Raw genomic sequence first — 17,235 nt, forward strand, 5'->3', positions numbered from 1 at the left:
GACGTGCAACACTCGTGGCCAGATGCCAAAGCCGGTCACCAGGGAGATGTCTCATGGCGCAGGAAAAGACCACCTACTGCCGGATCTGTGAACCACTGTGCGGGATGATCGCGACCGTCGAAGACGGCAAGCTGCTCTCGCTGCGACCGGATCCGCACAACCCGCTGTCGAAGGGGTTCGCCTGCCCCAAGGGCATTGCGTTCAGTGAGATCGTCAACGACCCCGACCGCGTACTGCATCCCCTCCGGAAGAACTCTCGCGGCGAGTTCGAGCAGGTCTCCTGGGAGACCGCGATGGGTGAGATCACCGGCAAACTGTCCGCGATCCACCGCCGCGACGGCGCATCGTCGATCGGCTGGTATTTCGGTAATCCGGCGACCTTCTGCGCCGGACACGTCACGTGGGCGGGCATGTTCCTCAATCTCCTCGGGACACCCCACATCTATTCGGCCGGCTCGCAGGACGTCAACAATCGGTTCAGCGCCAGTCACTTCCTGTACGGCAACCCGCTCACCGCACCCATCCCCGACATCAACCGGGTGCAGTTCCTTGTCATCATCGGCGCCAATCCCGTTGTCTCCCATGGCAGCGTGATGAGCTCTCCGCGCATCCGGGAGGGTTTGACCGCCATCACCAAACGCGGCGGTCGGGTACTGGTCATCGACCCCCGCCGCACCGAAACGGCCCGCGAGTTCGAGTGGCAGCCCATCGTGCCCGACACCGATGCACTCCTGCTGCTCTCACTCCTTCACGTGATGTTCGATGAACACCTCGCCGACGATCACCGCCTGGAGGGCCGCAGCACCGGCCTGGCGACGATCAAGGATGTGGCACAGGCCTATTCACCCGAGACAACGGCCGAACACACCGGCATCGACGCCGAGACGGTCCGCGGGCTCGCCCGGGACCTGGTGTCGACCAACAGGGCCGCGGTGTACGGCCGGGTCGGAACGTCGCTCGGTCGCACCGGAACCCTGACCACAGCGCTGCTCGACATGGTGAACCTGGTGGCGGGCAACCTCGACGAGGTCGGCGGGTCGATGTTCGGCGACCTCGGCATCCCCGGTCAACGCCTGGGTGTCGCAGCGCTGCAGCGTGTTCCGCGGTTCGCCTGGGCCGGTCGGCGGAGCCGGGTCGGCGACCTACCACAGATACTCGGGACCGCTCCGGCATCGGTGATGGCGAAGGAGATGACCACTCCGGGACCGGGCCAACTCAAGGCGATGTTCATCAGTGCAGGCAACCCGGTGCTCTCGGTACCCAACGGCGATGAATTGAGTGCGGCGCTCGATGAGGTGGAGTTGTTTGTCTCACTGGATATCTACCAGAACGAGACCAACGCACACGCCGACTACATCCTGCCGACGACCACGATGTATGAGCGGTCGGACTTCCTGCTGCCATTCCAGGCGCTGTTCACCACGCCGTTCAAGCAGGCAACCGACGCTGTGATCGCACCACGCGGGCAGGCCCGCGAGGAATGGGTGATCATCAACGAACTCGTTGCCGCACTGGCAACCCGGGTCCCACTGCTCGGTGCACTGCACCTGTGGAACCGGCTCGCCGACCGCATCGGCAAACCCTTGACTCCGGATCGGTTGTCAGATCTGCTGATCCGGATCGGCACCGGCGGAGATCGATTCGGACTGCGCAGGCCGGGTCTGAACCTACACAAGCTGGTCACGAACTTTCCACACGGCAAGATCGTCGCCGATCACCTCGAACCCGGACAACTTCGCGGGATCATCACCCACCGAAGTCGCAAGATCCGTTTGGACGCACCCGAATTGATCGCCGAGATCGATCGCCTCGACCATGCATCCGACCCGTCGTTTCCGCTGCGCCTCATCGGTATGCGGGAGATCCGTTCGGAGAACAGCTGGCAGCACAACGCTCCCCTGCTACTACGCGGCGGACGCACCCATGCGGCTCGGATGCACCCGGTCGATGCCCAGGCCCGCGACATCGCCGAGGGTGAACTCGTCACCGTCCGCTCGCGTCACGGACAGATAGCGCTGCCCGTCATGCTCACCGAAGACATCAAGCCCGGAGTCGTTGCGATACCGCATGGTTGGGGTCACAACGGCAGCGGCGGCTGGACCCAGGCGAACACCGCGTCCGCCAATGACCTGGGAACCGGAGGCGCGAACGTCAACGCGTTGATCTCGTCTGATCCCGACGACCTCGAACGGCTGGCCGGTATGGCGAACATGACCGGTGTGCCGATCGAGGTCCGCGCGCTCGATACGTCGATTCGCGCCCGGTTGGCCGGGCAGACCGCACAGCCGGCCGCACTCAGATCAACTGACTGAGAACCTCCACGATGTCGACGTCGCCGAGGACCTGGATGGCCACGTGGTCGGCGCCCTGTCCGAGGTGGGCGTCGATCTTCTCGCGGACGACCTCGGCGGTGCCGTGCGCCACGAGTTCATCGATCAGCGCATCTGTGCCGCCGTCGGCGAAGTCGGCGTCGGTGTAGCCGAAGCGCTTGAGGTTGTTGGTGTAATTCTGCAGGTGAAGGTACGGCTGGTCGACGTACGGGCGGCCGACAGAACGTGCCAACTGCGCGTCCTCGGTCAGTACCACTTTGTGTTCGGGAGCGAGGAACTTCTCCGGGCCGAGGATCATTCGGGCGTATTCGGTGTGCGCAGGCGGAACCAGATAGGGGTGAGATCCGAATGCACGTTCCGCGGCCAGCCGCAGCATGCGCGGGCCGAGTGCGGCGATCACCCGACGATCAACCGGAACACCGCCCTTGTCGAGCCCGTCGAGGTAAGCACACAGCGCGTCGTAGGGACTTTTGTACTCATCGACGGCCTCCGGGTGACTGACGCCGACGCCGAGCAGGAAGCGACCCGGGAAATCGTCCTCCAAGGCGCTGAACTGATCCGCGATATCGGCCGGGTCGGTGTTCCAGATACTGGTGATCCCGGTGGCCACGCGAATCGAATCGGTGGCCTCCAGCAACGTCCGGGCCGGGCTCAGCGAAGGAGGCGAACCCCCCAGCCAGATGGTGCCGTAGCCCAGCTTCTCGATCTGCTGTGCCTGCTCCTGCGACAGTGCCGACGCACCCGCCCACACCCCATGCGTTCCAAAACTGGTCATACGACAGTCCAACCCGACGCACCCACCACAACATTCCATTGGAGGGTCATTCAAAAGCCGTCAATGATCTCGCCGGGCTTCAAACAGGCAGTCGACGAACGTAGTGTCGCACTCATGCGGACTGCCGTGGCCCTGATCGCAATCTCGATTGCGCTGCTCTGTGGTTGCACCACGCAGAATCCCGGTCCCGAACGCTCCACGAAGTCGACCACACCCGTGGCCGCCACCGAGGTCCGCACGATCAACCCGTTCGGACCCGACCGCGACGGCATGCTTGTGGACGGTTACAGCACCCACGACGTCGCAACCCTGGCTCCGCTGAAGTGCTTCACGGACATCAGCGGTGGTTACCGCTGTTCGGAGACCCCGCAAGGACTCAGGTTCTGTTGGCAGGCCGCCGAGAACACCGCCGCCTGTCTCGCCGACCCACGCGATCGGGAGTTGGGCACGATGGGTGCCACGTTCGTGATGATGTCCGACGTCAGTCCCTATATCCCGGCCGGACTCGACCTGGTCGACGGATCCCGGTGCACCCTCGGACGAAACCCGATGGCGATGGCGACCGGCGACATGCAGTATGTGCATGTCTACGGCTGCACGGGCGGTCCGACAAAGGGCGTGTACACCGAGCCCCTCCCCGGGATCGGCAATCCGGTCCGGGATGTCATCGACACGTCAACCGCGCTGTGGACCGTGCAGGGCGGGGACGAGAGCGCACCCACCGGACCGGTCGAGGTCCTCGTCGCCCACCAACTCGCCACTGGTTGAATTGACCGGGTGAAGGCACTCTTGCAACGCGTCACCTCGGCCTCGGTCAGCATCGATGGAGAAACGGTCGGCGCGCTACCACTGAGCGACGGCGCACAGGGACTGGTGGCACTGATCGGCGTCACCCACGACGACACCGACGCCCAGGCCGCCACCCTCGCCGAAAAGATATGGCGCCTGCGCATTTTGGACGGTGAACGCTCCGCCGCAGATCTCGATGCCCCGATTCTGGCGATCAGTCAGTTCACGTTGTACGCCAACACGGCCAAGGGCCGACGGCCGTCGTGGAATGCGGCCGCACCCGGACCCGTCGCGGAACCACTTGTCGAGAAGGTCATCTCCGCTCTACGTGCGCTGGGCGCCCACGTCGAAACCGGACGCTTCGGGGCCCATATGCAGGTGGCACTGGTCAACGACGGTCCGGTCACCGTCGCGCTCGAGGTGTAGGAGCGTTACGGCCGGGTGGTGAGAATCCGCGGTCCGTCGCCGGTGACCACAACGGTGTGTTCCCAGTGGGAGGCGCGGCTGCCGTCGTTCGTGACAACGGTCCAATCATCTTCGAGCACAGTGGTATCCACCGTACCGAGCGACAACATCGGCTCGATGGCCAGCGTCGATCCGATCACCAGAACCGGGCCCCGCCCGGGTTTGCCCTCATTGGCCAGGAACGGATCGAGGTGCATCTCGCGCCCGATACCGTGACCACCGTAGCCGTCCACGATTCCGAACTCGCGCCCGAAGGTTTTCTCCGCGGCCCGCGTCGCGGTCTCGATCGCATGGGAGATGTCGGTCAGACGCCCGCCATCGACCATCGCCGCGATACCGGCGTCGAGAGCCAGGCGGGTGGCGTCGTTGAGATCGGAGTCGGCCTGCGACAACTCACCGATACCGAAGGTCCACGCCGAATCACCGTGCCAGCCGTCGAGTATCGCACCGCAGTCGATCGAGACGAGGTCGTGCTCGGCCAGCACCACGTCTTTCGACGGGATGCCGTGCACCACGACCTCGTTCACCGAACTGCAGATCGAACCGGTGAACCCGTGGTACCCGAGGAACGACGGGACCGCCCCGGCGTCACGGATGACGGCTTCGGCGATCGCATCGAGTTCGAGCGTGCTCACCCCGGGCTTGGCGCCCTCGCGGACCGCCACCAGTGCACGGCCGACGATCGCGCCGGCGGCCGCCATGGCGTCCACCTCACCGGGACTACGGAATGGGACCGGTTTCGGTTTACGAAACCCCATGATCACCTACTGATTCGAAGTTGAGGTGCGCTCAGGCGCCGAGTGCGCGCAGCACTCGCTGATGCACTTCGTTGACGTCGCCCATGGCGTCGATCGACTTCACCGCATCGCCGTAGTAATCACGCAGCGGTGACGTCTCTTTTTCGTAGACGTGCATGCGGTTGCGGATGACCTCTTCGGTGTCATCGGCGCGGCCACGGGCCAGCATCCGCTTGACAACGACGTCCTCGTCCACGCTGAACGACAGCACGGCGTCGAGCTTGGTGTCGAGATCCGCGAGGATCTCGGTCAGCGCGTCGGCCTGCTCGGTCGAACGCGGGAACCCGTCGAGGATGAAACCCTTCGCCGCATCCGGCTCGGCAACGCGGGCGCGCACCATGTCGACGGTGATCTGCGACGGCACCAGGTTGCCGGCATCGAGATACTTCTTGGCCTCGAGCCCGATCGGGGTTCCCTGCGAAATGTTCGCGCGGAACAGATCGCCGGTCGAGATGTGCGGGATACCAATGCTCTCCGAGAGCAGTTCGGCCTGTGTACCCTTGCCTGCTCCGGGTGGGCCGAGAAACACCAGTCTCACTTGAGAAACCCTTCATACTTGCGCTGCATGAGCTGCGAATTGATTTGTTTGACCGTGTCCAGACCGACGCCGACCATGATCAGCACCGCGGTACCACCAAACGGAATGTTCTGGACGCCACCTGAATTGCCGATCTCCAGGAAAAGGTTCGGCAGCACGGCGATGGTGCCCAGGTAAATCGATCCGGGCAGGGTGATCCGGCTCAACACGTAGCCGAGGTAATCGGCCGTGGGCTGACCCGGCCGGATGCCCGGGATGAAGCCACCGTACTTCTTCATCTCATCTGCACGTTCCATGGGATTGAACGTCACAGCCACATAGAAATACGTGAAGAAGATGATCATCAAGAAGTACATGAGGATGTAGGCCGGATTGCTCGGGTCCACCAGGTATGTCTGGATCGCGCGCTGCCACCACGAGGGTTCCTCGGTCTGGCTCTGTGTCAGCTGCAGGATCAGGTTGGGCAGGTACAGCAGCGACGACGCGAAGATCACGGGGATGACGCCGGCCTGGTTGACCTTCAACGGCAGGTACGTCGACGAGCCGCCGTACATCTTCCGGCCGACCATGCGTTTGGCATATTGCACCGGAATCCGGCGCTGGCCCTGCTCGATGAAGACGACGCCGGCGACAATCGCCAGCGCGGCCAGGATCACCAGGAAGAACACCAGGCCACCGCGGGTGTCGAGGATGGTCTTGCCCTCGGACGGGATACGTGCGGCGATACCGGCGAAGATCATCAGCGACATACCGTTGCCGATGCCGCGCTCGGTGATCAGCTCACCGAACCACATCACCACACAGGCGCCGGCTGTCATGACCAGCACGATGATGAGCAGCCCGAAGATGGACTGGTCGTTCAGGATCTGATCACTGTTCGAACAGTCGGGCAGCAGATTGCCCCTGGCCGCCAGTGCAACGATGCCCGTGGACTGCAGGAGCGCCAACGCCACCGTGAGGTAGCGCGTGTACTGCGTCATCTTGGCCTGACCGGACTGACCTTCCTTGCGCAACTGCTCAAAGCGCGGGATGACCACGGTCAACAGCTGCACGATGATGCTCGCGGTGATGTACGGCATGATGCCGATCGCGAACACGGACAGCTGGAGCAGAGCTCCACCGGAGAACATGTTGATCAGCGAATAGATGCCCGCGGAATCTCCACGCGAGACATCGTCAAGACACTGCTGAATTTCTTGATAGTCGACGCCGGGCGACGGAATGGTCGCACCGAGACGATAAAGGATGATGATTCCCAGAACGAAGAGAATCTTCCGCCTCAGGTCGGGTGTCCTGAAGGCCGATATGACGGCGGAACGCACTAACTCCTCCTGGGCAAAGTCGCTCCGGCAGCAGCGTTGCACCGGGCTACGAACAACTCTTGAACTCTAACAGTCACCGGTTCGGGGGACCGAGCGGTGACCACTGAAGTGACGAACGGCGCGGCAATGATGTCCGCGCCGTCCGCCACTGTAGCGAGTCCGGGTGGTCGATGGACTGCGGCTGCCTTACAGGACAGTCGTCGTACCGCCGGCAGCAGCGATCTTCTCGCTGGCCGACGACGAGAACTTGTTGGCGCTGACCTGCACGGCCACCGACAATTCGCCCTCGCCGAGCACCTTGACCAGTTCGTTCTTACGAACCGCGCCCTTGGCGATCAATTCTTCGACACCAATGGTGCCCCCCTCGGGGAACAACCGGGCGATGTCGCCGAGATTGACAACCTGGTACTCGACCCGGTTGCGGTTCTTGAAGCCCTTGAGCTTCGGCAGCCGCATGTGGATGGGCATTTGCCCACCCTCAAAGCCGGCAGGCACGTTCTTGCGTGCCTTGGTGCCCTTGGTGCCGCGACCCGCGGTCTTACCCTTGGAACCTTCACCACGACCCACGCGGGTCTTTTCTGTCTTCGACCCGGGGGCGGGGCGAAGATGATGCAATTTGATTGTCATTGTGACTAAACCTCTTCGACGGTCACGAGGTGCCGAACCGCTTTGATCAAGCCGCGGTTCTGGGCGTTGTCCTCGCGGGTGACGGTCTGGCGGATTTTTCGGAGTCCGAGAGTCCGCAGGCTGTCACGCTGATTGCTCTTCTGCCCGATGGTGCTTTTCACCTGGGTGATCTTCAACTCGGCCATATCAAGCTCCCTGTCCTGCACGGGCGCGCAACATACCGGCCGGAGCGACATCCTCGATCGGCAGACCGCGACGTGCGGCAACCTCTTCGGGGCGCTGCAGCATCTTGAGCGCTGCAACGGTCGCGTGGACCACGTTGATGGCGTTGTCCGAGCCGAGGCTCTTGCCGAGGATGTCGTGGACACCCGCGCACTCGAGCACGGCACGCACCGCGCCACCGGCGATCACACCGGTACCGGGGCTGGCCGGACGCAGCATCACAACACCGGCAGCGGCTTCGCCCTGCACGGGGTGAGTGATGGTCGCGCCGATCATCGGGACGCGGAAGAAACTCTTACGAGCCTCCTCGACACCCTTCTGGATCGCGGCCGGAACCTCTTTGGCCTTGCCGTAGCCGACACCGACCAGTCCGTTGCCGTCACCGACGACCACGAGAGCGGTGAAGGAGAACCGACGTCCACCCTTGACCACCTTCGAGACGCGGTTGATGGCAACAACACGCTCTAGCTGATTCTTGTCTTCCCGACCGCCACCGCGCTGGTTGTCGCGCCGATCGCGGTTACCGCCACCGCCGCCGCGGCGGTCGCCGCCTGCGTTGGCTGCGTTCGGGTCATTGCTGTTGCTTCCGGCGGGTCCGCTTCCGGTACCGCCATCACGCCGCTGACGTCCCGGCATCAGATGGTCCTTCCATTGCAAATCGTTGTGGTCGACATCAGAACTCGAGCCCTCCCTCACGGGCGGCATCCGCCAATGCGGCGATACGGCCGTGGTAGCCGTGGCCACCATGGTCGAACACCACAGCCTGCACACCGGCAGCCTTGGCGCGGGCGGCGATCAGTTCGCCGACCTTCTTGCTCTGTGCCGACTTGTCGCCACCGGTTGCGCGGACATCGGCCTCGATGGTCGAGGCTGCGGCCACGGTGTTACCGGCGAGATCATCGATGAGCTGCACGTGGATGTGACGCGAGCTCCGCTTGACCACCAGGCGAGGACGCTCGGGGGTGCCGCTGATCTTCTTACGCAGCCGGAAGTGACGGCGTGCGTTGGAGACGCGACGACGGGTCGATGCGTCCTTGCCGAGGGGAATGCGCTTTGGCTTTCCCGCAGTTTTAGTCACTGTTGCTTCACTCATGTCACTTACCCGTCTTTCCGACCTTGCGACGGATCTGCTCACCCTCGAAGCGAACGCCCTTGCCCTTGTACGGGTCCGGGCGGCGCAGGCGGCGGATGTTCGCCGAGATCTGTCCGACTTGTTGCTTGTCGATTCCCGAAACCGAGAATTTGGTGGGCGATTCCACCGTGAAAGTGATGCCGGCAGGCGCCTTGATCGGCACCGGGTGGCTGTATCCGAGCGCGAACTCGAGGTCGCTGCCCTTCAGTGCCACACGGTAACCGACACCGAAGATCTCCATCTTGCGGACATATCCCTCGGTGACACCGGTGACCAGGTTGGCCACCAGGGTACGGCTCAGGCCGTGCAGTGCACGGTTGCGGCGCTCGTCGTTGGGACGGGTGACAACAACGGTCCCCTCCTCAACGGCGACAGCGATCGGCTCCGAGAGCGTCACAGACAACTGCCCCTTGGGGCCCTTGACGTTGACGGTCTGGCCGTCGATCTTCACGTCTACTCCGGCCGGAATGGCGACCGGGTTCTTTCCAATACGCGACATAGTATTTGCCCCTTACCAGACGTACGCGAGGACTTCGCCGCCCACGCCCGCGCTGGCGGCTTGGCGATCGGTCAGCAGACCCGAGGACGTGGAGATGATCGCCACGCCGAGGCCACCGAGCACCTTTGGCATATTTGTGGACTTTGCGTAGACCCGCAGGCCCGGCTTGGAGACGCGGCGCAGGCCGGCGATGCTCCGCTCGCGGGTGGGGCCGTACTTGAGCGAGACGACGAGGCTCTTGCCGACTGCAGCATCTTCTGTGCGGTAGTCGGTGATGTAGCCCTCGCGCTTGAGGATCTCGGCGATATTCGCCTTGATCTTCGACGCGGGCAGGGTCACCTCATCGTGATACGCCGAATTGGCGTTACGCAGACGTGTCAAGAAGTCTGCGATCGGATCAGTCATGGTCATAACAGACCGTCAACCTTTCTCGCAGCGGTTCCCATGCAGCATGCGCGCACCGGTTCCTTCGAATGCCAAGGCATTCTTCGGGCCTGTTACGTCACATCGTGGGCCTACAACGAAGTGAGTACTGTCCTGACCGACCGTTGCCGGTCAGGGGTGGTGCTCCCCCGAATGCACAGGTGCACTCAGGAGTTTTCAAAGCTCAAAGGCCAAGAAAATTCTCAGCTACCTGGGCATTTCAAACCGACCGAAGGCACGGCTCTGCCGAGGCAACTGTCCCAGTGTAGGGAACACAGCTGCTCAGGCCAAATTGCCGCCATACCAGCTGCCGGTTCCCACCCCGAACCAGCCGGCCTGGAACAATGGACAAGGCCATGAGAGAACTTGCTCCAGGAGAAAATACTCCACTGCCCTCGCAGCTGATCAGTGTCTCCGTCACCTGTGTGTCCCCGGTGAACACATCGGCGGTGTTGCTGGCGTCGAACGGCCGGGTCCGCTCGGATGACGATCTGATCTTCTACAACCAATCCTTCGGTCCGGGTGTCGTCTACAGCAGTGACGCCCGCAGCGACATCATCACGATCGACACGACCAGGGTCCCCGGCGACATCGAGACGATCGCGATCACCGCCAGCCTCGACGGCACCGGTCCGACCACCTTCGCCACGGCAGGCACGCTGCGTGCCGAACTGCGTGACGGTTCAGGCCACCCGACCGTGTCGTTCACCCCGGCGCGACTGACCTCGGAGTCCGGCGTTGTCTGCATGGAGGTCTACCGGCGGGGCGACGCCTGGAAGGTACGCGCGGTCGGACAGGGCTACGACGACGGGTTGGCCGGTCTGGCAACAGCTTTCGGCATCCAGGTCGACGACGATCCGGTGCCGGCGCCATCGACGCCGGACCCCTTGCCGTGGCCACCGGCCGGCCAGGGCGCGCCACCGCCACCACCGGCCGCCCAGACGTACTCACAGACCCCACCCCCAGCACAGCATCAGGGAGTTCCCGCCATGAACAGTGACCTTTTCGCACCGGCCCACGCCGAGGTGTCCGGCAGCGGCATCCAGAAGCAGGGCAGCAAGATGTGTCGCGTCGGCATGAACGGCGAGATCATGGCCCGCTCCGGATCGATGGTCGCCTACCAGGGCAATCTCACCTTCGAGGCCCAGGGCTCCGGCGGCATCGGCCGCGCCATCCGGAACACTCTGAGCGGAGAAGGTGTGCCTCTGATGAAGGTCACCGGCCAGGGCGATCTGTTCCTGGCGGACGCGGCCGCCGACGTCCACCTCATCGACCTCGACGGTTCCGACGGTCTGACCATCAACGGCGCCAACGTGCTGGCTTTCGACTCGACACTGACCTACGACGTCAAGCGGGTCCAGGGCGCAGCCTCTCAGAGCAACGCCGGTCTGTTCAACTGCGTGTTCACCGGCCGCGGCCGGATCGCGATCACCACCGACGGAAACCCGGTGGTCCTGACCGTCGATCAGCAGACGTTCGCTGATCCGAATGCCGCGGTCGCGTGGTCGTCGAGCCTGCAGACCAGCATCAAGCGCAATGATTCGTTCAACCTCGGAACCCTGATGGGTCGCAGCACCGGCGAACGGTTCACCCTCGCCTTCAGCGGCCAGGGTTTTGTGGTTGTGCAGCCCTCCGAGCTCCCGCCGGGTGGTTTCATCGGCGGCACCGGTGGCGGTAGCCAGGCCGGCTCTTCCGGCGGCCTCGGCGGCCTGCTCGGCCGGTAACTCCCCCTCCCAGCAGAAGCACTCGTTCCAGTCAAAATCACCTGTTACAACAGGTGATTTTGACTGGAACGAGTGCTTCTTTCGTGTCCCAAAACGGTTGTCAGACAACGCTGCTCCAATGGTTCAACTCGAACAAAGGAGCGAATCATGTCCGACTACGCATCCGCCATCGCAGGACTACCCCGCAGGCATCGTGACCCACTGGTGAACGCGACCATCGGAAGGATCCGAGCACACGGATGGGCAGTCACCGCCGTCACCGCCGTCACCGCCGTCACCGATGAGTGTGAGTGCGACTCGCCGGACTGCGTACCACCCGACTGTGCGTTCGCGTACACGACCGGCCTTGGGCTGCACTCGATCCCAGAGCTGGCGGTCTATGGCCTCGACCCGGGCACGAGCAACCGAGTCCTCAACGAGCTCGGCGATCTGCTGCACCGCTATGAGTGGGTGGACATCGTCGACCACGGTCTCGGACTGACGCTGCGATCCATCGACACCCGGGTCCGACTGATCGAGTTGATCGACAAGAATGACCTGCTGATCACCAACGCGTTGTTCCCCAATGCACCTGCGCTACAAGTGGTGTGGCCTGACCAATACGGAAAGTACCCGTGGATGGATGGTTATTCGCTGCTGCCCGACCACCAGCAACTCAAGGGATTGGTTCCGTCGGCGCAGAACAGGCCGCGAAGTCGGCAAGTCATGACTCCGTCCTCGGGCCTGAACCGGGCCCAGCGACGTCAGGCGCAACGCCGCAAGAACAGACCCTGAACCAGCAAACGCTCCACAAACACAAAGACGCTCCACCTATAGGTGGAGCGTCTTTGTAGAAGTGGAGCGTTTAGCCGAGGGCTAAAAGATCACCAGCTGCTCTTCTGCACGCCGGGCAGCTCGCCCGCGTGTGCCATCTCGCGCAAGCAGATACGGCACAGGCCGAACTTGCGGAATACCGAGTGCGGGCGTCCGCAACGGTTGCAGCGGGTGTAGCCACGCACAGCGAACTTGGGCTTCTTGTTGGCCTTGTTGACCAGCGCCTTCTTTGCCATGTCAGTTGTCCTTCACGCTTGAGTCTTTGAACGGGAAGCCGAGCTGACGCAGCAGTGCCCGACCTTCGTCATCGTTGGTCGCGGTGGTGACAATGGTGATGTCCATACCGCGGGGCCGGTCGATGCTGTCGATGTTGATCTCATGGAACATCGACTGCTCATTGAGACCGAAGGTGTAGTTGCCGTTGCCGTCGAACTGGCGATCGCTCAGGCCACGGAAGTCCCTGATACGCGGCAGTGCGATCGAGACGAGGCGGTCGAGGAACTCCCACATGCGGTCGCCACGAAGGGTGACGCGCGCGCCGATGGGCATGCCTTCACGCAGCTTGAACTGCGCGATCGACTTGCGAGCCTTGCGGATCTCGGGCTTCTGGCCGGTGATCAGGGCGAGGTCTTTGACCGCACCGTTGATCAGCTTCGCGTCACGGGCGGCGTCGCCGACACCCATGTTCACGACAACCTTGACGACGCCGGGGATCTGCATGACGTTGTCGTAGTCGAACTGCTCGTTCAGAGCGTCTTTGATCTCCGCGCGGTAGCGGAGCTTCAGCCGAGGCTGGATCTTCTCAGTGGTGCTCATGTCAGATGTCCTTCCCGTTCTTGCGGGAAATGCGCACGCGCTTGCCGTTGTCGTCGGTGCGGTAACCGATGCGCGTGGGGTTGCCGTCAGAGTCAACGACCATCACGTTCGAGACGTGGATGGCGGCTTCCTGGGTGACAATGCCGCCCGAGGATGCGCCACGCTCGTTCTGCGAGGCGGAGGTGTGCTTCTTGATCCGGTTGACGCCTTCGACCAGGATCCGGTTGCGCTGCGGGTAGGACTCGATGACCTTGCCCTTTGCGCCCTTGTCCTTGCCGGCAACGACGATCACGGTATCGCCCTTGTGAACCTTCATATCAGAGCACCTCCGGAGCCAGCGAGACGATCTTCATGAACTTCTTCTCACGCAGCTCGCGGCCGACCGGGCCGAAGATGCGGGTTCCGCGCGGATCGCTCTCGTTCTTGATGATGACGGCAGCGTTCTCGTCGAACTTGATGTACGAACCATCCGGACGACGGCGCTCCTTGGTGGTGCGCACGATGACCGCCCTGACAACCTCTCCCCGCTTGACGTTTCCGCCGGGGATGGCGTCTTTGACAGTGGCGACGATGACGTCACCAATGCCGGCGTAACGCCGTGACGAGCCTCCGAGCACGCGGATGCACAAGATTTCCTTGGCACCGGTGTTGTCGGCGACCCGCAGGCGTGATTCCTGCTGGATCACTTTTTCTCCTTGACCTGGCTGGTAAATATGTGTGGCGGATTTCCGTCCCGACACACGCGGTCCGTTGCCATCGGTGGCGCGCCTGCCTGCAGTTATCCACCACAGGGGGTTCGCTGCTCGATGTGCGGACACAAAAGTGCCGCGGGCAACCGGTCAAGCATAGGTGAAAGACCAGGTCGGATACAAATCACCCCTGGTCGCGACCATCACCAATCGTCGAGAGAGGTGAACCCGTCCTGGATCGCGCGGGCGAGTAGCTGCGATTTGGTCCGCGCCGGCCTGCCCACGAGAGCGTATTTGGATCGAATCCTGGTGATGTGGGTATTGACGGTCGCCTGCGAAATGTACAGCTTCGCCGCGGCCTTCCCTTTGGAATCGAAGGCAAACCAGGCCAACAGGACTTCGACCTCACGGGGCGACAAGACCGGGATCCGAGCTGCAGTGGGCGCAATGGAGATGTCAACAGTCATGGGACGACCCTTTTCGTCTGGTCTGTTCAAGTCATGGCACAAGCCGCCCGACGTCATCAAAGCGTAGAAAGCCCAGGCCAGATCGGTAAGTCCTAGTTCTAGGGGGACAAGGCGGGCGCTGGAGGCCGGGCCCCGGCACGCTCTGGATCGGCCCAGTAACTTAGGTTAGTGTTAGCTAACAAATTGGTCTCCGAGGAGAAAATATGAACATTCGCAAGAGCGTGGCCGGCGCGGCCCTGATCGGCTTGGCCGTGTTCGGTGTGGCCGCATGCAGTGATGACAGCGATTCCGACTCATCGACAAGCACCGCCTCAACCGCCGCCGAGACTTCAGCCGCGACCTCGGGCAGCGCAACCAGCACCGACGCCGCGGCCGACGCCGCGCTCGAGGTCGGCGCCGCGCAGGAGATCATCGTCGCGGTCCTGTCCCCCGACACCGACCCGGCGACGTACACCGACCTGGTCGACTCGGACGAGCCGGCCGTCGCCGGACAGCTCGCCGGACTCGCCAAGGGTTTCTCGGCCGCCGGATACACCCCCGACAAGTTCACTGTGACGGAAGTGACCGCTGACGGCGACAACGCGGCCACCGCGACCGTCGAGGTCGCGACCCCTCATGCCCCGGAGCCGGTCGCCATGCCGATGGCCTTTGTCTATGCGGACGGCATGTGGAAGCTCGCGCCTGCGGCCATCACCGATCTCACGTCGATGGGTAGTGGTCACTGACCGTCTGTACAACACAAAATTGCCCGGCCGCATCAGCGGCCGGGCATCTTTGTATTCGGACTCGGCCCTGGAGCATCCGGTCACCAATCGCACCATTGCTCGAACGTGCTACAAGTCATACGGTCGACCACTTCGTCTCCCTTAAGGTGGAATCAACTCTTCCAAGAGAGGCGAACCATGACCGACAACAAGGACTTTGCCGATCGCGACCAGTTCGACCTGACCAAAGACGTCAACAGCCGAGATAGCAACGGCCCGAACAGCAACGCGACCCACGACACAGCGCCGCTGAGCCCGTACCCCACGTCGTATCCGACGGCGCCGACCCTGCCGTCGGTCGGTGCGGAATATTGGCAGCCGTACGAACCCGGGGCCGGTCCCCTGGCAGGCCTCGACCCGGCCTATCCGCATTACCCCGTCGCGTACCCGCCGAGTCCATATCCGGCCATGTATTACCCCAACCCCTATCTGATGGCCCCGAAACGAACCAATTCGATGGCCACCGGCGCATTGATCTGCTCGATAGTCGCGATACCTGCGATGTTCTTCTGCTTCGTCGGCGTCTTGGTCGCACCTGTCGGTGTCATCCTCGGGATCATCGGCCTCAATCAGATCAAAGAGCGTCCGTATGAAACCGGCGAAGGGCAGGCCTGGGCCGGGATCATCGTCGGCGGTCTTCTCACCGCACTGTGTGTTCTTCTCGCCACGCTCTGGATCACGTTCATCGTGGGCAACTGAGATGCCGATTGTCGGCGGACCTATCTTCCAGGTCGCGTGGGTGGTCGATGACATCGCTGCCGCCGAAGAGGAGTTCACCAACCGTTACGGAGTCGAATCCTGGCTGCGCATACCGGATGTCATATTCACACCGGACGCATGCAGCTACCGCGGCGTACCGGCGGACTACACGATCCATGTATCACTCGCATACGCCGGCGGCCAGCAACTCGAGTTGATCCAGCCCGTGACGGGGACGAATCTGTATTCCGAAGCACTCGCAGCCCACGGCCCCGGGCTGCATCACGTCGCCTGGATTCCGGACGACTTCGATGCCACTCTGGCGCAGTTACGCAGCAACGGAGTGGCGATTCTTCAGGACGGCCAAATATCCGGCATAGGAATGGAATTCGCGTACATCGACGGAGGGCCGATCGGTTCGTATGTCGAACTCATGAAGCTCTCCGACGAGATGCGCGCATTGTTCGACGGGCTGGTGCCCGAGGGATCGGTCAATCCCTGGAATCGCTGAGGGGCCGAATACCGATTCAATCGGCCGAGCGGCCCTTGTCGGCGGCGTAGACGGCGCCGTGGACTGCGCTGGCTTCATCACTGGCGAGGAATGCGATCAACTTGGCCACCTCTGCAGGCTCCGACATACCCCGCGGTGACGCGGTCCGCATTATCAGTTCGAAGTCTGCCCCGTCGGGTACGACAAAATCGCTGACCTGCGGGGTGAGCATGCCCCCTGGGCATACCGCGTTGACCCGAACCGCAGTGTGCGCAAACTCCACTGCAAGAGCCCTGGTCAGTCCCACCAATCCGTGCTTGGCTGCACAGTAGCCGGCCGAATAGGCCTGGCCCTGGGTCCCCGCCGTCGAGGCGACGTTGACGATGTTGCCTCCGGACTCGAGGAGATGCGGCAGCGCCGCGCGACAAAGGTAGAAGGGCCCGCTCAGGTTGATCGCGAGGTCCTGCTGCCACTCTTCGTCGGTCACCGAGGGCGTGTGTCGCATGGTGTGTGCGCCGGCCACATTCACCAGCGCATCGATCCGGCCGAACACGTCGATGCAGCCGTCCACTGCATCGCGGCAGGCGTCCGGGTCGGCGATATCGGTAATGCGGAATCGGCCGTCCGTCACCGCGGTGAACACTTCCGACAAACGTCGTTCGTCACGCGCCAGCCCGAACACCCTGGCCCCGCGCTCGGCCAGGATTCGAGCCACTGCCGCTCCGAGTCCCGATGAGGCGCCGGTGACAACAACGACCTTCCCGCCGAAACCCGACGTATTCGTGTCCCCTCGTGACTCCGCCATACGACCATTTAAGCACGCACGCTTAACGGGGCGTCGATATTACGGTCGC

The 17,235-nt window shown here is 63.0% G+C and carries 24 protein-coding genes; 8 read left to right on the forward strand and 16 right to left on the reverse strand.

The genetic code is table 11. From position 1 onward, the window contains the following. The first annotated feature begins 53 nt into the window (after positions 1-53). A complete protein-coding gene (locus AC1TQG_RS02665) occupies positions 54-2,312 on the forward strand; it encodes a molybdopterin-containing oxidoreductase family protein (RefSeq protein WP_482135392.1) in 2,259 nt (752 codons plus the stop codon). On the opposite strand, the gene AC1TQG_RS02670 is transcribed toward AC1TQG_RS02665, so the two are convergent. Then, positions 2,296-3,105, reverse strand: coding sequence for an LLM class F420-dependent oxidoreductase (locus AC1TQG_RS02670; RefSeq protein WP_482135393.1), 810 nt, complete (start codon positions 3,103-3,105; stop codon positions 2,296-2,298). The genes AC1TQG_RS02665 and AC1TQG_RS02670 overlap by 17 nt on opposite strands. Before the next feature lie 114 nt (positions 3,106-3,219). Here AC1TQG_RS02670 and AC1TQG_RS02675 point away from each other — a divergent pair, with 114 nt between their 5' ends. Both AC1TQG_RS02675 and dtd read left to right on the forward strand, forming a co-directional pair. After that, positions 3,220-3,873, forward strand: coding sequence for a hypothetical protein (locus AC1TQG_RS02675; protein WP_482135394.1), 654 nt, complete (start codon positions 3,220-3,222; stop codon positions 3,871-3,873). A gap of 9 nt (positions 3,874-3,882) precedes the next feature. Further along, complete coding sequence (dtd, locus tag AC1TQG_RS02680) at positions 3,883-4,320, forward strand: D-aminoacyl-tRNA deacylase (RefSeq protein ID WP_482135395.1); 438 nt, start codon at positions 3,883-3,885, stop codon at positions 4,318-4,320. A gap of 5 nt (positions 4,321-4,325) precedes the next feature. Here the strand turns inward: dtd and map are convergent, their stop codons facing one another. From map to rpsH, 9 genes are all read right to left on the reverse strand, one after another. Further along, positions 4,326-5,117 carry a type I methionyl aminopeptidase gene (gene map, locus AC1TQG_RS02685; RefSeq protein ID WP_482135396.1) on the reverse strand — a complete coding sequence of 264 codons (792 nt, stop codon included), beginning with the start codon at positions 5,115-5,117 and terminating at the stop codon, positions 4,326-4,328. 31 nt (positions 5,118-5,148) lie between these two features. Next, positions 5,149-5,694, reverse strand: a complete 546-nt coding sequence (locus AC1TQG_RS02690) for an adenylate kinase (RefSeq protein WP_482135397.1) — start codon at positions 5,692-5,694, stop codon at positions 5,149-5,151. After that, positions 5,691-7,016 carry a preprotein translocase subunit SecY gene (gene secY, locus AC1TQG_RS02695; protein ID WP_482135398.1) on the reverse strand — a complete coding sequence of 442 codons (1,326 nt, stop codon included), beginning with the start codon at positions 7,014-7,016 and terminating at the stop codon, positions 5,691-5,693. The genes AC1TQG_RS02690 and secY overlap by 4 nt, the downstream gene beginning before the upstream one ends. Before the next feature lie 186 nt (positions 7,017-7,202). After that, entirely contained in the window at positions 7,203-7,643 is a 441-nt protein-coding gene (gene rplO, locus AC1TQG_RS02700) for a 50S ribosomal protein L15 (protein WP_482135399.1), read from the reverse strand. A gap of 5 nt (positions 7,644-7,648) precedes the next feature. Then, a complete protein-coding gene (gene rpmD / locus AC1TQG_RS02705) occupies positions 7,649-7,828 on the reverse strand; it encodes a 50S ribosomal protein L30 (RefSeq protein ID WP_084835423.1) in 180 nt (59 codons plus the stop codon). A 1-nt stretch (position 7,829) separates the two neighbouring features. Next, complete coding sequence (rpsE, locus tag AC1TQG_RS02710; protein ID WP_482135400.1) at positions 7,830-8,501, reverse strand: 30S ribosomal protein S5; 672 nt, start codon at positions 8,499-8,501, stop codon at positions 7,830-7,832. Positions 8,502-8,538: 37 nt separating this feature from the next. Next, on the reverse strand, positions 8,539-8,958 hold the full coding sequence (rplR, locus tag AC1TQG_RS02715) for a 50S ribosomal protein L18 (RefSeq protein ID WP_482135401.1): 420 nt from the start codon (positions 8,956-8,958) through the stop codon (positions 8,539-8,541). Position 8,959: 1 nt separating this feature from the next. Then, a complete protein-coding gene (rplF, locus tag AC1TQG_RS02720) occupies positions 8,960-9,496 on the reverse strand; it encodes a 50S ribosomal protein L6 (protein WP_482135402.1) in 537 nt (178 codons plus the stop codon). Positions 9,497-9,508: 12 nt separating this feature from the next. Further along, on the reverse strand, positions 9,509-9,907 hold the full coding sequence (rpsH, locus tag AC1TQG_RS02725) for a 30S ribosomal protein S8 (protein ID WP_482135403.1): 399 nt from the start codon (positions 9,905-9,907) through the stop codon (positions 9,509-9,511). A 368-nt stretch (positions 9,908-10,275) separates the two neighbouring features. On the opposite strand from rpsH, the gene AC1TQG_RS02730 reads away from it, so the two are divergent. Next, the gene (locus tag AC1TQG_RS02730) at positions 10,276-11,643 is read left to right on the forward strand and encodes an AIM24 family protein (protein ID WP_482135404.1); all 1,368 of its coding nucleotides are present in this window, start codon (positions 10,276-10,278) and stop codon (positions 11,641-11,643) included. Positions 11,644-11,790: 147 nt separating this feature from the next. Next, positions 11,791-12,417: a DUF4262 domain-containing protein gene (locus AC1TQG_RS02735; protein ID WP_482135405.1), complete on the forward strand. Its 627-nt coding sequence runs from the start codon at positions 11,791-11,793 to the stop codon at positions 12,415-12,417. Positions 12,418-12,506: 89 nt separating this feature from the next. On the opposite strand, the gene AC1TQG_RS02740 is transcribed toward AC1TQG_RS02735, so the two are convergent. From AC1TQG_RS02740 to AC1TQG_RS02760, 5 genes are all read right to left on the reverse strand, one after another. Continuing rightward, positions 12,507-12,692 (reverse strand): type Z 30S ribosomal protein S14, encoded by a 186-nt coding sequence (locus tag AC1TQG_RS02740; protein ID WP_023955966.1) that lies wholly within the window; start codon positions 12,690-12,692, stop codon positions 12,507-12,509. 1 nt (position 12,693) lies between these two features. Further along, positions 12,694-13,272 (reverse strand): 50S ribosomal protein L5, encoded by a 579-nt coding sequence (rplE, locus tag AC1TQG_RS02745; protein WP_482135406.1) that lies wholly within the window; start codon positions 13,270-13,272, stop codon positions 12,694-12,696. Position 13,273: 1 nt separating this feature from the next. Further along, entirely contained in the window at positions 13,274-13,588 is a 315-nt protein-coding gene (rplX, locus tag AC1TQG_RS02750) for a 50S ribosomal protein L24 (RefSeq protein ID WP_020109915.1), read from the reverse strand. 1 nt (position 13,589) lies between these two features. Further along, a complete protein-coding gene (gene rplN, locus AC1TQG_RS02755; protein ID WP_482135407.1) occupies positions 13,590-13,958 on the reverse strand; it encodes a 50S ribosomal protein L14 in 369 nt (122 codons plus the stop codon). Between the two features lie 206 nt (positions 13,959-14,164). Then, on the reverse strand, positions 14,165-14,428 hold the full coding sequence (locus AC1TQG_RS02760; RefSeq protein ID WP_482135408.1) for a LuxR C-terminal-related transcriptional regulator: 264 nt from the start codon (positions 14,426-14,428) through the stop codon (positions 14,165-14,167). A 203-nt stretch (positions 14,429-14,631) separates the two neighbouring features. Here AC1TQG_RS02760 and AC1TQG_RS02765 point away from each other — a divergent pair, with 203 nt between their 5' ends. The 3 genes from AC1TQG_RS02765 to AC1TQG_RS02775 all read left to right on the forward strand — a co-directional run bounded on the left by AC1TQG_RS02765 (position 14,632) and on the right by AC1TQG_RS02775 (position 16,402). Continuing rightward, a complete protein-coding gene (locus tag AC1TQG_RS02765; RefSeq protein ID WP_482135409.1) occupies positions 14,632-15,153 on the forward strand; it encodes an MTB12 C-terminal domain-containing protein in 522 nt (173 codons plus the stop codon). Between the two features lie 177 nt (positions 15,154-15,330). Further along, positions 15,331-15,891 (forward strand): DUF4190 domain-containing protein, encoded by a 561-nt coding sequence (locus AC1TQG_RS02770; RefSeq protein WP_482135410.1) that lies wholly within the window; start codon positions 15,331-15,333, stop codon positions 15,889-15,891. Between the two features lies 1 nt (position 15,892). Continuing rightward, positions 15,893-16,402, forward strand: coding sequence for a VOC family protein (locus AC1TQG_RS02775; protein WP_482135411.1), 510 nt, complete (start codon positions 15,893-15,895; stop codon positions 16,400-16,402). Positions 16,403-16,418: 16 nt separating this feature from the next. Here AC1TQG_RS02775 and AC1TQG_RS02780 read toward each other — a convergent pair whose 3' ends face one another. Further along, positions 16,419-17,186, reverse strand: a complete 768-nt coding sequence (locus AC1TQG_RS02780) for an SDR family NAD(P)-dependent oxidoreductase (protein WP_482135412.1) — start codon at positions 17,184-17,186, stop codon at positions 16,419-16,421. Positions 17,187-17,235: the final 49 nt, after the last annotated feature.

The sequence above is a fragment of the Williamsia sp. Y844 genome (genome assembly GCF_056786475.1).